Origin of the sequence: Actinomyces marseillensis, from assembly GCF_900155605.1 — a bacterium.
GTDB classification, from domain to species: Bacteria; Actinomycetota; Actinomycetes; order Actinomycetales; family Actinomycetaceae; genus Pauljensenia; species Pauljensenia marseillensis.
Map to the genome: position 1 here is coordinate 1,559,464 of NZ_LT707420.1, position 15,465 is coordinate 1,574,928.

The following is a 15,465-nucleotide window of genomic DNA, read 5'->3' on the forward strand; positions in this document are numbered from 1 at the left end:
TGCGAGCTACTTGCGAAGAGCGGCTCGCGCTGCGGGTGAGATCACGGGCGTTGCCACAGGAATGTGGGTCGTACACACATGTTCTCCGCCTGCAAGGGTTGCAAGTCGTTGGACATGAACATTGAGCAGTCGCGAGAAAGCGGCAGTTTCAGCCTCGCAGAGCTGCGGAAAATCACCGGCAACTTGCCGGATCGGGCAGTGACCTTGACACAGTTGCACTGCAAATCCGCCTCCGCCGATCTCTCGCACTGTTGCAGCGTAGCCATCAGCAGTCAGGGCGTCAGCAAGCGCTTGAGCGCGCAAGCGAGGGTCATGTCCAGCTTCGCGAACAGTCGAGGCGTAGCGCCTTTCAATTTCGCGCGAACGAGCAGCGGCAAAAGAGTCAATGGCTTCTCCCCCACCAACTTGCCCGAGATAACCCAATGCCTTGACGGCCAGGTCAGAGTAGCTATCGGAAAGCTTTTCGTGAGCACGCGCGGTTGCGACGTAATGACGGGCCGGACGTCCCCTGCCGCGGCGACCAACCTGAGCAAACTCATGCTCTGCAATTTCACTGTCGGAAAGCAGAATCGTCAGGTGCCTGCGCACCGCAGCGGTTGTCAACCCAAGGATCCGTGCAATCGTTGATGCTGTGACGGGCCCCTTTTCGACAACAAGATCACGCACCTGCTGCCGGGTGCGCGCATCACTGATTTCCACGCTGCCCTCCAAGCGAATCTACATTCACAACTCTTGAATCTCAGGAAAATCATACGCTCTTTAAGCAACATTTTCGTTGCGAAATACCCGGTAGAACAGGCGACTCATGTCACAGAATTTGGGCCGAAGGTCCTGAATCTATCGAAGCCAAGGGGATGATACCCCTCTGAGTTCCCATCCGCGCCTGCGTGCTGCTTCGGTTGCAAGAACAGCGCAGACCGTCGAGGCGTTGTGCAAACGCCCCTGCAATGCCGCAGTGACGGCATCATCGAGCTTGACCCACTGATATTCGAAATCAGCCTCTTCATCTTCTCGATCGAAGGGAGTCTGTGTCTGTGAGAGCTCGCGTGCGAGGAAAATACGGATCGATTCCGACGAGCAGCCCGGGGAATTAAAGATATCCAGGAGAACATCCCATTGCTCCGCAACAAGGTCTGCCTCTTCGGCGAGTTCTCGCTGAGCTCCAACCAGCGGGTCTTCTCCCGGAATGTCGAGGAGTCCAGCCGGTACTTCCCATAGCTTGGCGCCGACCGGGTGACGGTACTGACGTTCGAGGAGAATCTCTTCTTCTCCCCCGTCACCGCGAAGAGCGACGATAACGACCGCCCCCGGATGAGACATGTACTCGCGAAGGATCGGTTCCTGTGCTTCATTCAGGACTAATTCGTCGCGCTGAATACCGAAAACCTTTCCAGAAAAAACCTCGCGCGACGAAAGAGTCTGAACGGGAACGTGTTGGTCACGAATCTCAGTCATGGTCATTCCTCACTGGGCCGGAGGGAAAATTGCACTTGCGCCGCTACCGACACCGAAGGAACGTGCGCTTGAGTGGGCATCTTTCAGCGCCAAAACCGCCGAAATTGTTCCCTGCGTAGTTCCGACTTGATCAACGGTTGTTGCCGGAACATTCCCGCGACGCAGAGCTGTGAGAGTAGAACGATCAGTCGAAGCATCACCCAAGATGAGGCCACCGGCAGGCGCATTCCCAATAGTCTTTGCCAGGCCTTCCCATGATGCCTGTGATGCGAGCGAGGAAGGATCTGCCGTCTGCGTATTTGCACTAGTGTTGCCACGAGGTGCGACGACAACGATAGCCTGGGCACCGCCCTGCGGATCCTTGGTCATGCGCATAACGGGAGTATCTCCCCCGGTAAGAATCTGCTTGACAAGATCAGGTTCAGATCCGCTCTGAGTCAGAGAGGTGACGATCGCCTGTCCGATGACTGCCTCTGCACCGGCATCACCGGCAAGACCGGTCAGGTGCGAAGCCAAAGGAGTTGCAAGGGTGTTGCGGAAAGTTGCAGAGTCGGCGCTGAGCCACGTGTTGGTAAGCTCAACCTCACCAACGACCTGAGCGCCTGCAGTTCCAAGCGTATCTCGCATGGAAGCAACATCTGAGCTATCACTTCCAGGAACAGTCACGATCGCAACTGAAACGCCGTTGAGCGATCCTGCAAGGCGCCCCTGGGCGAGCTCTGCAACAGCGCGAGCTTCAATTTTGCTATTGTTCTGAGCCTGCGCCAGTGCCTCATTTGACGAGGCCGTCGAGGTAGTGGGCGTCAAACCGGAAGAAATACGCGATTGCAGCGGCCCTGCACCCAGGACAACCCCCAAGCACAGTGCAACAAAAACCGCGATCAAAGACACGATGTGATAGCGAAAGTTGACCATGTTTTCTTCCTTAGAACGTGACAGTTTCAGTCCAGTGGACTAGATCGGAACTAGCAGAATTCGACGGGGACCACAATTGCGAGATCCAATTCCAGACACTCATGTAGAGGTCATGCCCCCACGGAGTAGCCCAAAGTGCCACTCCCATCGACGCGAAAAGCACGCATGCAAGGAGGAAGAGCCATCCGCCTCGAATACGACTCCGGTATGTTGCACTCACTGCATGGGCTGGAATCAACAAATCACCAGCTCGCAAGCGAATCAAAAAAGCGGGAGTAACGACGGAACGAGGCAGTTCAAGGTAGTCCTCGAGTTCGCGCGCATCGCCAGCGACGACAATCGCTGCGGGATCCATAAAGCTCAGAAGACTAATTGCGACATCTTGAGCCGAGGCACTGAGATCGATCTGATGGTAGTCGATCCCCATACGATTCAAACGGTCGCGCCCCTGATCTCCTTCATGTGCACGAGGAACGACAATCTCTGCACCTGAACGAATGATCTTGTCAGGCACCTCGGTCATGTCTCCAACGATAATGGCGGGTTTAAGATGCGCACGCTTTGCGCGCAATGCGCCGCCTTCAACTGCCACCACAAGCGGTTGCGTATCGCGAATCCACTGGCCAAGATCACGCAACTGCTGGCTCGCACGCGGGGAATCGCAGACGAGCAGGACCTGACGGCCACTAACCTGCGTCGCAAGCTCCGGGTAGCCCTCCCCTCGTAGGACGCCCGCACCTTCATATTCCAAGAATGTCGAGGTCGAGGCCTCAAAAGCTTGAAGTTGGTCGGAGAGAGCCTGATCCGCATCAGGAATGTCTGAGGGAAGATCCTTCAGCGACTCATAGCGGTGCCCCTGAGCAACTCGCTTGCCTTCTCGTAGGATGTCCGTTCCCTTGACCGTAATCGAATCACCGTCTTTAAGCGCCCAGACATCAGATCCACAATCATCGAGGAGAACGATACCCGCATCGATCAGTGTCTGAGGGCCTCGACTACGCACGCGTCCAGTGACCGATAGCGCCGCATTGATGACGAGCTGAACGCCACTTTCAATGAGAAGCTCGGCATCTGCCTGTGTAAGATCGTTATCCTCGATGAGCAGGAAATCGCCTTCATCAATTGTCGGAATCTTCTGATGGAGATCGCGCGCAATCCATACGCGGCCCTCAACCGAGGTACTCCTGCTACCTGAAAGTCCTGATTTTTCTTGGCTCACGCTTCCGATTGTGGCATGTCCAGCCCCAAGAGCTCATAAGCATGCCGGCGCGCCGCCTCAGAGTGCGCATCCCCACTCATCATCCGCGCAAGCTCCCCTGCTCGCTCTTCTCCTTCGAGCACGCGGATACTCGTACGTCCATCATTCTTCTCAATTAAAAGATGGTGATCCGCATAAGCAGCAACCTGTGCGAGGTGGGTGACGACAACGACTTGATGATGCTCAGCAAGACGCGCAAGACGGGCTCCCACTTCTACAGCGGTTTTCCCGCCGATTCCAGAATCGACCTCGTCAAAAATAAAGGTCACATCGGAGTCAGATTCACCCAAAAGCACTTCTAAAGCCAGCATGACTCGCGAGAGCTCACCGCCGGATGCCCCCACGCCAAGAGGGCGTGGCGGTGCTTGTGGGTGGGGTTGCAAAAGCATGACCGGATCTTCCAAACCGGTGGATGAGGGCGAATGCTCCTCCCATGACACAGTGAAATTCGCATCCGGCATCGAAAGTGCGTGAAGTTCACTCGTGACTTTCGCGCTCAATTCCGCGCCAAGTTGTCGGCGTGATGCAGCGAGTCTGTCGCCCCATTCAAGAACAGCTGTTTGAGCCTGCGCTAAAGCCCGCTCAAGGGATTCGGGGTCATCATCTTCACCGGTTAGCGCCTGCAAGCGGGCACGAGCTTCCTTCTCCCATTCAAGAAGTCCGCTAATATCTGCTGCTCGCCCTTCCATCAACTGGCGTAAAGACGCACGACGAGCGTGTAGTGCCGCTAGCGTTTCAGGATCGGCCTCGACGGTAGAGAGATAGTGCGCAAGATCGTCACGTACTGCCGATAATTCAAGGGCGGATTGCTTAAAGCGCTGGCCGATAGCGGTCAACGAATGATCGAAACGCGCCGCCGTACGTAGGCAATCCAGTGCCCGTCCAATGAGATCAATAACCCCATCCGTGTCCTCGTCTCCTTCTAAGAAGGCAAGCGAAGCTCCAACATGGCGACGCAGGTCCTCCGTATTCGTCAGGCGTTGGATCTGCGAAACCATTTCTTCCTCTTCGCCTTCGTGTGGGCGGAGGGCATCGAAAAGTTCCAGAGCCTGGCTCAGGCGGGCAATCTCTTCTTCCCGCTCGATACTTGAGCGGCGCACCTCACGAAGACGATTGGCAATCTCCACCGCTTTCTTCCACGCATGCCCGTAGGAGGCCAGCAATTCTTTATGCTGAGCATCTCCATAGGAGTCCAAAGCGTCTCGCTGAGCTGATTGCGAGCGCAGACGCAGCTGATCAGATTGGCCGTGAATCGTCACCAAAGAGCCAACAATTCGTGACAGCGCTGAGGCCGGCATTGCGCGCCCACCCAAGGCAGCCCGAGAACGCCCGTTCAACGGAACGGTACGAGAGACATACAAAAGACCGTCATCAACCGCCCCGCCCATCTCGTCAATTTCTTGAGCGATCGATGGAGGAACTGAAAAAACACCGTCGACGCTCGCCCGTGCAGCGCTCTCGTCCTCCCCTTCTCGGCGGACCATCTGCGGGTCAGCGCGCCCACCCAGCAAAAGATTGAGGGAGGTCAGCACCATCGTTTTACCAGCACCGGTTTCCCCCGTGAGCACCGTAAAGCGCGAGCCAAAGTCAACGTGTGCGCTTTCAATGACGCCGAGGTTGTCAATGTCCAATGACTCGATCATGAAGCGTTCCCCTCCGGAGTTCTCCACCCCCGCACGGGCAGGTTAAACCTAGTCACGAGGCGCTCAGAAAAAGGAGTGTGTGACATCCGGACCAAGCGAACCGGGTTCGCCGAAACCTTGGCAATGACAGATGTTCCCGAAGGAGCCACGGTACGCCGGTGCCCATCACACCACACTTCCGGTGCGCTCCAATTCTCTTCATTGATGAATACTTCGATTGTCGAACTAGGCCCGACGACAAGAGGACGAGTGAAGAGACCATGCGCTGCAATCGGAGAAATGACAACAGCCTCAGTATCTGGCCAGACAACCGGGCCGCCTGCAGAGAAGGAATAGGCCGTTGACCCAGTCGGCGTTGACAAGATCATGCCGTCAGCACCGTAAGTAGAAACATCCTGTCCGTCGACAACGAGAATCAGATGAACCGGGTGCGCTGGATCGGTGTGCTTCACGACTGCGTCGTTGAGTGCCCAGTCTTCGATGGTGTTATCGCCGGGAAGCTTGATGGAGACATCAAGTGTTGAGCGCTTTTCAACGTCAAAATCACCCGTAGCAAGACGATGCATGAGCTTCGGTATCGACTCGGGAGAGGCCTCGGCAAGGAAGCCCATATGGCCGGCGTTAATTCCCAAAAGAGGAATGTCGTAGCGACGAGCACTTTCTGCCGCGGCAAGAATCGTTCCATCGCCGCCCATCGCCAAAACAAGTTCGGGAGAATCGCCGTCTGCTACTTCTGATTTGAGCGGGTCTTCGCTCACAACCGCGATACCGAGCTGTTCCAACTCGCGCATTGCGACTTCAGTTGCTGCAATGGCAGCAGGGCGTTGAACGTGGCGAACTAAGAGAATTTTCTTCACGAGGCCGTTCCCTCCTGCGCATCGTGAGCGGAGTGCGCCGCGCGCGTGCGTCCAGCAGGCCCCTCGAGGACTGCTCTGTCGATAGCTCCTGGAATTTGGTCTTCTTCAAGAGCATTGGGATGGTCAGCGCGCATATAAACAAAATACTCGACGTTTCCAGAAGGTCCGGGAAGCGGCGAGGCCTCAACGGCGGCGATCCCAAGGCCCAGATTTCGCGCGCACTCGATTACTTTGGCAATGGTCTCTCGATGGTGATCGAGATTCCTCACCACTCCACCACTTCCGAGACGGTCTTTACCAATTTCGAATTGCGGTTTAACCATGAGTAGGAAATCTGCTTGCGGATCCGCTACAGCAACCAGGGCAGGAAGCACGAGGGTCAAAGAAATAAATGAAAGATCCCCCACGACCAACTGCGGTGCCGGGTCGATATCTCCCGTTTTCATGAGCCGTACATTCGTTCGGTCCATGACTTCCACACGGGGATCACTTTGAAGACGCCAAGCTAATTGACCGTATCCGACATCAACTGCAACGACACTCGCCGCGCCTCGACGAAGCAGGACGTCAGTAAAGCCACCAGTCGAGGCCCCCGCGTCCATGCATCGCCGTCCTTCAACAGTAGGTGCACGATCTGCCAAGGCATCGAGGGCACCTGCAAGCTTAAATGCACCTCGAGAGACGTAGTCCGGATCATCGCCTTGAGTGATGACCAAAGCCTGCGCCGGATCCATTTGGCGTGCGGGTTTTTCAACAACCTGTCCGTCAAGAAGGACGCGTCGCTGCGCAATCAACTCTTGTGCGTGAGAACGCGAGCGCACCATGTTCCGCCGAACAAGTTCTGAATCGATACGACGCAATTTCATGGGGCAATGCGCTCCTCAAGCTTGCGCCGAAGGCGCAGATCTAGCTGTTCAAGCAACTCGATCTGCTGCGCGACTGGGAGTTCATCGAAGTTATCGGGCAAGGATGAACTCCCCGTCTCGCTCACTTCAGACGGCATAATCAGTCGTCCTGCTCTTCAAGATCAGCGGTCTCTGCGAGAAGTTCTTGGAGGTCTTCTTCGCCGGGAAGAAACTCAAGCGCCTCTTTGCCTTCCGCAGTCTGTTCAGCAATAGAAACAGGCGCCTCAACAGTTTCTTCTTCGAGCGCCTCGAAGACACCAGAGGGGTCATCGTTGGCAACGACCGTCACAGTCGGGCAAACCACGTCAAGATCGGAAGAAGAATCCCACGCTGCAGCGGCAAGCGCACGATAGGAATCGATCGTGATGACTGCGCCTTCACGCAATTCAACGTCATCCAGGGTCAGATGGCCGTCGCGTCGCAGGCGCGCGACCTGCGAGACGCCGCAGGTCCACGTTCCATCCGCGTGGTGCTTCGGCGACGGGTGTTCTTCAAGCAATCCGCGCATATCCATTGCGAGATAACTGGGGCGCTGACCCCTGGGCGCACAAATTACCGCGCGAGCGTCGTGGACACCGGTAAGAACATGCAGTGCCGGGATTCCGGCCGCAACAGCGCCGAGAATATCAGTTTCGAGGCGGTCTCCGACTGCAATTGGATTCTCACTATCAAGGAGCTCGGCAGCGCGCTGATAGATACCGGGTTCAGGCTTGCCTGCAGCAACCGGGCGCTTCCGGGTCGCGTAGCTCACCGCACGCACAAGCGCGCCATTTCCAAGTGCGAATCCGCGTTCTTGCGGGAGTGTTGCGTCGAGGTTCGTCGCAAAATACTGCGCGCCACGCTGCAAGGCAAAGGCGGCCTCAGTAAGTTGAGTCCAGGTCACCGAGGCATCAAAGCCTTGGACAACCGCCGCGGGTTCCTCGTCAGCACTGTCAACGAGAACATAGCCAGCTTCGCGGAGTGCTTGACGCAAGCCTTCTCCGCCAACCACGTATACCGATGCTCCCTCGTCGAGGTGCTCGCTCATCACAGCAATAACGTCCATCGCCGAGGTCATGATGTCCTTCGGCTCGGCTTTGAAGCCCAGTTCCTTGAGCTGTTCGGCAACAGTGAGCGGAGTACGCGAAGCGTTGTTCGTTACGAAACCGATCTTCAGGCCGGCTTCGCGCGCTTCTTCAGCGGCCGTAGCTGCGTGTTCGATAGGAAGCTTGCCAGAGTAGGCAGTACCGTCAAGATCCAGAAGAGCTGCGTCAAAGTTCGTGTAGAGCGCTCCCTTCGAGCCTTTCAGCGGTGAACGACGATCATCGACATCTGCATCGGCAAAAAGACCAACGTCAACAATGTCGGGATCTTCTTCCTCTTCAGGAATGTTTGCCTCAACCTGATCAGCTTCCTCATCGCGGCCAAGTTCGCGCAAGCGATCTGCCTGAACCGACATCAGGCGGCGAAGGAACTCGGGATCAGCATCCTCGCCAAGAGCAGCAATCGCGTCATCGACAATAACGAGGCCGACTTCATTTTGCCCCAAATCTGCGCGCGCACCTGAGGAGACGAGAACCAACTCAACCTGCTCTGCAAGGTCGAGCTGAGAGGTATCCGTCTGGTCAATGATTTCAATCGCTCGCTCAGGACGCCCAAGTCCGCGTTCGCAGTCGGCTTCAATAGCGCGCAAAGAGAGGTCTCCGCGCAAACGACGCATCGCACGCACCTCACGCAGTGCTTCTTCGTAGTGTCCTGCAGCGTAAGCCGTCAGCGCCGAGGCCTCACGGACAACGTCGACACGGCCCGCGCGAGAAGCTGCAGCCTTAGCGTGCTTGTATGCGAGCTCAGGATCGAGGTCGATCAACTGACCGGCCATAACAAGGTGTCGAGCGACAATGTCGCGGTTGATCCCCGATAGCGTTGCCAGGGAACGCAACGCATCTTTATCCAGTTCTTCAGCTGATACGCCGGCGGGGATAGTTGGTTCATCTCCGTTGGGTGCGGTGTATTCGTCGCGCGAACGAGGTGCGCTGCTGCGCTTCGTATCTCGGAAATCGCGTCCTGTGCCTCGGCGGTCGTCGCGCCCTGAGAAGCGACGGTCGCGAGAATCGCGGTCAAAACGCCCCGAGCGCTCGCCGTCAAAGCGACGCTCACGAGAATCAGAAGAACGGAAATCACGCTCAGAACGGTCAAAACGACGACCATCGCGCTGATCACCGCGATCAAAACGCGAACGATCGGAACGCTCACCCCCACGACGGTCATCACGATCAAAACGACGACTCCCCCGGCCGTCGTCGCGCCCTGAGAAGCGACGGTCTCTAGAATCCCGGTCAAAACGCCCCGAACGCTCACCATCAAAGCGACGCTCACGAGAATCAGAAGAACGGAAATCACGCTCAGAACGGTCAAAACGACGACCATCGCGCTGATCACCGCGATCAAAACGCGAACGATCGGAACGCTCACCCCCACGACGGTCATCACGATCAAAACGACGACCATCGAAATTGCCACGGTCGCGATCGGCGAAGCGTCCCTGACGGTCGAAACCTTGCCCACCATCACGCGAGGAACGTCGATCGGAAGAATTGAAACGGCGCGGTCCACGAGAAGAATCGCCGCGAGAGTATGAACCGCCGTCTCCCCTTGATCCACGTCCGCGACGCTGCGAGGAGTCAAACCTATCTGCCACAATTCCTACTTTCTTCGGGCCCTTCGACCGCACCTATCTTGAATTAAAACTATGAACGCATCCAGCATAATGGGCGAGTAGCAAACAAGCCAGCGCGCTTGACAACCTGTGGATTGCCAAAAACTGTGGGATTGGCCTCGTCGACCGCGTTGCGTAAATCGTATCTGGGTGTCGTATCACCCAGCCTAGGCATCGTCGCGGTAGTCGGCCGCTCGCTCGCCTTGCGAGCATCAGTATATAAAGGTTTGGCCCCGGGACCGTGTGGGTTCCGGGGCCAAGCCGTTGAGTGTGTTGTGGCGGTGTCCTACTCTCCCACACCCTCCCAGGTGCAGTACCATCGGCGCTTGCGGGCTTAGCTTCCAGGTNTTCCGCGCCAAGTTGTCGGCGTGATGCAGCGAGTCTGTCGCCCCATTCAAGAACAGCTGTTTGAGCCTGCGCTAAAGCCCGCTCAAGGGATTCGGGGTCATCATCTTCACCGGTTAGCGCCTGCAAGCGGGCACGAGCTTCCTTCTCCCATTCAAGAAGTCCGCTAATATCTGCTGCTCGCCCTTCCATCAACTGGCGTAAAGACGCACGACGAGCGTGTAGTGCCGCTAGCGTTTCAGGATCGGCCTCGACGGTAGAGAGATAGTGCGCAAGATCGTCACGTACTGCCGATAATTCAAGGGCGGATTGCTTAAAGCGCTGGCCGATAGCGGTCAACGAATGATCGAAACGCGCCGCCGTACGTAGGCAATCCAGTGCCCGTCCAATGAGATCAATAACCCCATCCGTGTCCTCGTCTCCTTCTAAGAAGGCAAGCGAAGCTCCAACATGGCGACGCAGGTCCTCCGTATTCGTCAGGCGTTGGATCTGCGAAACCATTTCTTCCTCTTCGCCTTCGTGTGGGCGGAGGGCATCGAAAAGTTCCAGAGCCTGGCTCAGGCGGGCAATCTCTTCTTCCCGCTCGATACTTGAGCGGCGCACCTCACGAAGACGATTGGCAATCTCCACCGCTTTCTTCCACGCATGCCCGTAGGAGGCCAGCAATTCTTTATGCTGAGCATCTCCATAGGAGTCCAAAGCGTCTCGCTGAGCTGATTGCGAGCGCAGACGCAGCTGATCAGATTGGCCGTGAATCGTCACCAAAGAGCCAACAATTCGTGACAGCGCTGAGGCCGGCATTGCGCGCCCACCCAAGGCAGCCCGAGAACGCCCGTTCAACGGAACGGTACGAGAGACATACAAAAGACCGTCATCAACCGCCCCGCCCATCTCGTCAATTTCTTGAGCGATCGATGGAGGAACTGAAAAAACACCGTCGACGCTCGCCCGTGCAGCGCTCTCGTCCTCCCCTTCTCGGCGGACCATCTGCGGGTCAGCGCGCCCACCCAGCAAAAGATTGAGGGAGGTCAGCACCATCGTTTTACCAGCACCGGTTTCCCCCGTGAGCACCGTAAAGCGCGAGCCAAAGTCAACGTGTGCGCTTTCAATGACGCCGAGGTTGTCAATGTCCAATGACTCGATCATGAAGCGTTCCCCTCCGGAGTTCTCCACCCCCGCACGGGCAGGTTAAACCTAGTCACGAGGCGCTCAGAAAAAGGAGTGTGTGACATCCGGACCAAGCGAACCGGGTTCGCCGAAACCTTGGCAATGACAGATGTTCCCGAAGGAGCCACGGTACGCCGGTGCCCATCACACCACACTTCCGGTGCGCTCCAATTCTCTTCATTGATGAATACTTCGATTGTCGAACTAGGCCCGACGACAAGAGGACGAGTGAAGAGACCATGCGCTGCAATCGGAGAAATGACAACAGCCTCAGTATCTGGCCAGACAACCGGGCCGCCTGCAGAGAAGGAATAGGCCGTTGACCCAGTCGGCGTTGACAAGATCATGCCGTCAGCACCGTAAGTAGAAACATCCTGTCCGTCGACAACGAGAATCAGATGAACCGGGTGCGCTGGATCGGTGTGCTTCACGACTGCGTCGTTGAGTGCCCAGTCTTCGATGGTGTTATCGCCGGGAAGCTTGATGGAGACATCAAGTGTTGAGCGCTTTTCAACGTCAAAATCACCCGTAGCAAGACGATGCATGAGCTTCGGTATCGACTCGGGAGAGGCCTCGGCAAGGAAGCCCATATGGCCGGCGTTAATTCCCAAAAGAGGAATGTCGTAGCGACGAGCACTTTCTGCCGCGGCAAGAATCGTTCCATCGCCGCCCATCGCCAAAACAAGTTCGGGAGAATCGCCGTCTGCTACTTCTGATTTGAGCGGGTCTTCGCTCACAACCGCGATACCGAGCTGTTCCAACTCGCGCATTGCGACTTCAGTTGCTGCAATGGCAGCAGGGCGTTGAACGTGGCGAACTAAGAGAATTTTCTTCACGAGGCCGTTCCCTCCTGCGCATCGTGAGCGGAGTGCGCCGCGCGCGTGCGTCCAGCAGGCCCCTCGAGGACTGCTCTGTCGATAGCTCCTGGAATTTGGTCTTCTTCAAGAGCATTGGGATGGTCAGCGCGCATATAAACAAAATACTCGACGTTTCCAGAAGGTCCGGGAAGCGGCGAGGCCTCAACGGCGGCGATCCCAAGGCCCAGATTTCGCGCGCACTCGATTACTTTGGCAATGGTCTCTCGATGGTGATCGAGATTCCTCACCACTCCACCACTTCCGAGACGGTCTTTACCAATTTCGAATTGCGGTTTAACCATGAGTAGGAAATCTGCTTGCGGATCCGCTACAGCAACCAGGGCAGGAAGCACGAGGGTCAAAGAAATAAATGAAAGATCCCCCACGACCAACTGCGGTGCCGGGTCGATATCTCCCGTTTTCATGAGCCGTACATTCGTTCGGTCCATGACTTCCACACGGGGATCACTTTGAAGACGCCAAGCTAATTGACCGTATCCGACATCAACTGCAACGACACTCGCCGCGCCTCGACGAAGCAGGACGTCAGTAAAGCCACCAGTCGAGGCCCCCGCGTCCATGCATCGCCGTCCTTCAACAGTAGGTGCACGATCTGCCAAGGCATCGAGGGCACCTGCAAGCTTAAATGCACCTCGAGAGACGTAGTCCGGATCATCGCCTTGAGTGATGACCAAAGCCTGCGCCGGATCCATTTGGCGTGCGGGTTTTTCAACAACCTGTCCGTCAAGAAGGACGCGTCGCTGCGCAATCAACTCTTGTGCGTGAGAACGCGAGCGCACCATGTTCCGCCGAACAAGTTCTGAATCGATACGACGCAATTTCATGGGGCAATGCGCTCCTCAAGCTTGCGCCGAAGGCGCAGATCTAGCTGTTCAAGCAACTCGATCTGCTGCGCGACTGGGAGTTCATCGAAGTTATCGGGCAAGGATGAACTCCCCGTCTCGCTCACTTCAGACGGCATAATCAGTCGTCCTGCTCTTCAAGATCAGCGGTCTCTGCGAGAAGTTCTTGGAGGTCTTCTTCGCCGGGAAGAAACTCAAGCGCCTCTTTGCCTTCCGCAGTCTGTTCAGCAATAGAAACAGGCGCCTCAACAGTTTCTTCTTCGAGCGCCTCGAAGACACCAGAGGGGTCATCGTTGGCAACGACCGTCACAGTCGGGCAAACCACGTCAAGATCGGAAGAAGAATCCCACGCTGCAGCGGCAAGCGCACGATAGGAATCGATCGTGATGACTGCGCCTTCACGCAATTCAACGTCATCCAGGGTCAGATGGCCGTCGCGTCGCAGGCGCGCGACCTGCGAGACGCCGCAGGTCCACGTTCCATCCGCGTGGTGCTTCGGCGACGGGTGTTCTTCAAGCAATCCGCGCATATCCATTGCGAGATAACTGGGGCGCTGACCCCTGGGCGCACAAATTACCGCGCGAGCGTCGTGGACACCGGTAAGAACATGCAGTGCCGGGATTCCGGCCGCAACAGCGCCGAGAATATCAGTTTCGAGGCGGTCTCCGACTGCAATTGGATTCTCACTATCAAGGAGCTCGGCAGCGCGCTGATAGATACCGGGTTCAGGCTTGCCTGCAGCAACCGGGCGCTTCCGGGTCGCGTAGCTCACCGCACGCACAAGCGCGCCATTTCCAAGTGCGAATCCGCGTTCTTGCGGGAGTGTTGCGTCGAGGTTCGTCGCAAAATACTGCGCGCCACGCTGCAAGGCAAAGGCGGCCTCAGTAAGTTGAGTCCAGGTCACCGAGGCATCAAAGCCTTGGACAACCGCCGCGGGTTCCTCGTCAGCACTGTCAACGAGAACATAGCCAGCTTCGCGGAGTGCTTGACGCAAGCCTTCTCCGCCAACCACGTATACCGATGCTCCCTCGTCGAGGTGCTCGCTCATCACAGCAATAACGTCCATCGCCGAGGTCATGATGTCCTTCGGCTCGGCTTTGAAGCCCAGTTCCTTGAGCTGTTCGGCAACAGTGAGCGGAGTACGCGAAGCGTTGTTCGTTACGAAACCGATCTTCAGGCCGGCTTCGCGCGCTTCTTCAGCGGCCGTAGCTGCGTGTTCGATAGGAAGCTTGCCAGAGTAGGCAGTACCGTCAAGATCCAGAAGAGCTGCGTCAAAGTTCGTGTAGAGCGCTCCCTTCGAGCCTTTCAGCGGTGAACGACGATCATCGACATCTGCATCGGCAAAAAGACCAACGTCAACAATGTCGGGATCTTCTTCCTCTTCAGGAATGTTTGCCTCAACCTGATCAGCTTCCTCATCGCGGCCAAGTTCGCGCAAGCGATCTGCCTGAACCGACATCAGGCGGCGAAGGAACTCGGGATCAGCATCCTCGCCAAGAGCAGCAATCGCGTCATCGACAATAACGAGGCCGACTTCATTTTGCCCCAAATCTGCGCGCGCACCTGAGGAGACGAGAACCAACTCAACCTGCTCTGCAAGGTCGAGCTGAGAGGTATCCGTCTGGTCAATGATTTCAATCGCTCGCTCAGGACGCCCAAGTCCGCGTTCGCAGTCGGCTTCAATAGCGCGCAAAGAGAGGTCTCCGCGCAAACGACGCATCGCACGCACCTCACGCAGTGCTTCTTCGTAGTGTCCTGCAGCGTAAGCCGTCAGCGCCGAGGCCTCACGGACAACGTCGACACGGCCCGCGCGAGAAGCTGCAGCCTTAGCGTGCTTGTATGCGAGCTCAGGATCGAGGTCGATCAACTGACCGGCCATAACAAGGTGTCGAGCGACAATGTCGCGGTTGATCCCCGATAGCGTTGCCAGGGAACGCAACGCATCTTTATCCAGTTCTTCAGCTGATACGCCGGCGGGGATAGTTGGTTCATCTCCGTTGGGTGCGGTGTATTCGTCGCGCGAACGAGGTGCGCTGCTGCGCTTCGTATCTCGGAAATCGCGTCCTGTGCCTCGGCGGTCGTCGCGCCCTGAGAAGCGACGGTCGCGAGAATCGCGGTCAAAACGCCCCGAGCGCTCGCCGTCAAAGCGACGCTCACGAGAATCAGAAGAACGGAAATCACGCTCAGAACGGTCAAAACGACGACCATCGCGCTGATCACCGCGATCAAAACGCGAACGATCGGAACGCTCACCCCCACGACGGTCATCACGATCAAAACGACGACTCCCCCGGCCGTCGTCGCGCCCTGAGAAGCGACGGTCTCTAGAATCCCGGTCAAAACGCCCCGAACGCTCACCATCAAAGCGACGCTCACGAGAATCAGAAGAACGGAAATCACGCTCAGAACGGTCAAAACGACGACCATCGCGCTGATCACCGCGATCAAAACGCGAACGATCGGAACGCTCACCCCCACGACGGTCATCACGATCAAAACGACGAC

14 protein-coding genes are annotated in these 15,465 nt (G+C 56.9%); all 14 read right to left on the minus strand.

Translation table 11 applies throughout. The features are described 5' to 3' along the window. Positions 1-6 precede the first annotated feature (6 nt). Positions 7-699, minus strand: a complete 693-nt coding sequence (locus BQ8011_RS06890; protein ID WP_034503557.1) for a helix-turn-helix transcriptional regulator — start codon at positions 697-699, stop codon at positions 7-9. 138 nt (positions 700-837) lie between these two features. Then, positions 838-1,455, minus strand: a complete 618-nt coding sequence (locus BQ8011_RS06895; protein WP_081940820.1) for an NUDIX domain-containing protein — start codon at positions 1,453-1,455, stop codon at positions 838-840. Between the two features lie 9 nt (positions 1,456-1,464). Further along, a complete protein-coding gene (locus BQ8011_RS06900) occupies positions 1,465-2,370 on the minus strand; it encodes a copper transporter (RefSeq protein ID WP_034503562.1) in 906 nt (301 codons plus the stop codon). 10 nt (positions 2,371-2,380) lie between these two features. After that, the gene (gene steA, locus BQ8011_RS06905; protein WP_072455899.1) at positions 2,381-3,589 is read right to left on the minus strand and encodes a putative cytokinetic ring protein SteA; all 1,209 of its coding nucleotides are present in this window, start codon (positions 3,587-3,589) and stop codon (positions 2,381-2,383) included. Beyond that, positions 3,586-5,271, minus strand: a complete 1,686-nt coding sequence (recN, locus tag BQ8011_RS06910) for a DNA repair protein RecN (protein WP_072455901.1) — start codon at positions 5,269-5,271, stop codon at positions 3,586-3,588. The genes steA and recN overlap by 4 nt, the downstream gene beginning before the upstream one ends. After that, positions 5,268-6,128, minus strand: coding sequence for an NAD kinase (locus BQ8011_RS06915; protein WP_034503568.1), 861 nt, complete (start codon positions 6,126-6,128; stop codon positions 5,268-5,270). Before BQ8011_RS06915 ends, recN begins: the two co-directional genes overlap by 4 nt. Then, a complete protein-coding gene (locus BQ8011_RS06920; protein ID WP_072455903.1) occupies positions 6,125-6,994 on the minus strand; it encodes a TlyA family RNA methyltransferase in 870 nt (289 codons plus the stop codon). The genes BQ8011_RS06915 and BQ8011_RS06920 overlap by 4 nt, the downstream gene beginning before the upstream one ends. After that, a complete protein-coding gene (locus tag BQ8011_RS09065; RefSeq protein ID WP_173656062.1) occupies positions 6,991-7,131 on the minus strand; it encodes a hypothetical protein in 141 nt (46 codons plus the stop codon). The genes BQ8011_RS06920 and BQ8011_RS09065 overlap by 4 nt, the downstream gene beginning before the upstream one ends. A 2-nt stretch (positions 7,132-7,133) precedes the next feature. Continuing rightward, positions 7,134-9,710 (minus strand): HAD-IIA family hydrolase, encoded by a 2,577-nt coding sequence (locus BQ8011_RS06925; RefSeq protein ID WP_234952151.1) that lies wholly within the window; start codon positions 9,708-9,710, stop codon positions 7,134-7,136. A gap of 33 nt (positions 9,711-9,743) precedes the next feature. After that, positions 9,744-11,219 carry an AAA family ATPase gene (locus BQ8011_RS06935; protein WP_084797513.1) on the minus strand — a complete coding sequence of 492 codons (1,476 nt, stop codon included), beginning with the start codon at positions 11,217-11,219 and terminating at the stop codon, positions 9,744-9,746. After that, entirely contained in the window at positions 11,216-12,076 is an 861-nt protein-coding gene (locus tag BQ8011_RS06940) for an NAD kinase (RefSeq protein WP_034503568.1), read from the minus strand. The genes BQ8011_RS06935 and BQ8011_RS06940 overlap by 4 nt, the downstream gene beginning before the upstream one ends. After that, positions 12,073-12,942 carry a TlyA family RNA methyltransferase gene (locus BQ8011_RS06945; RefSeq protein ID WP_072455903.1) on the minus strand — a complete coding sequence of 290 codons (870 nt, stop codon included), beginning with the start codon at positions 12,940-12,942 and terminating at the stop codon, positions 12,073-12,075. The genes BQ8011_RS06940 and BQ8011_RS06945 overlap by 4 nt, the downstream gene beginning before the upstream one ends. Beyond that, positions 12,939-13,079 carry a hypothetical protein gene (locus BQ8011_RS09070; protein ID WP_173656062.1) on the minus strand — a complete coding sequence of 47 codons (141 nt, stop codon included), beginning with the start codon at positions 13,077-13,079 and terminating at the stop codon, positions 12,939-12,941. The genes BQ8011_RS06945 and BQ8011_RS09070 overlap by 4 nt, the downstream gene beginning before the upstream one ends. A 2-nt stretch (positions 13,080-13,081) precedes the next feature. Next, on the minus strand, positions 13,082-15,465 hold a 2,384-nt coding region (locus tag BQ8011_RS06950), incomplete at its 5' end, for an HAD-IIA family hydrolase (protein WP_234952152.1).

Bases quoted from the DNA above. Each gene is read 5' to 3' on its own strand.
- recN (WP_072455901.1), bottom strand. From the start codon at position 5,271: ATGATCGAGTCATTGGACATTGACAACCTCGGCGTCATTGAAAGCGCA.
- BQ8011_RS06945 (WP_072455903.1), bottom strand. From the start codon at position 12,942: ATGAAATTGCGTCGTATCGATTCAGAACTTGTTCGGCGGAACATGGTG.
- BQ8011_RS09070 (WP_173656062.1), bottom strand. From the start codon at position 13,079: ATGCCGTCTGAAGTGAGCGAGACGGGGAGTTCATCCTTGCCCGATAAC.
- BQ8011_RS06900 (WP_034503562.1), bottom strand. From the start codon at position 2,370: ATGGTCAACTTTCGCTATCACATCGTGTCTTTGATCGCGGTTTTTGTT.
- BQ8011_RS09065 (WP_173656062.1), bottom strand. From the start codon at position 7,131: ATGCCGTCTGAAGTGAGCGAGACGGGGAGTTCATCCTTGCCCGATAAC.
- BQ8011_RS06920 (WP_072455903.1), bottom strand. From the start codon at position 6,994: ATGAAATTGCGTCGTATCGATTCAGAACTTGTTCGGCGGAACATGGTG.
- BQ8011_RS06895 (WP_081940820.1), bottom strand. From the start codon at position 1,455: ATGACTGAGATTCGTGACCAACACGTTCCCGTTCAGACTCTTTCGTCG.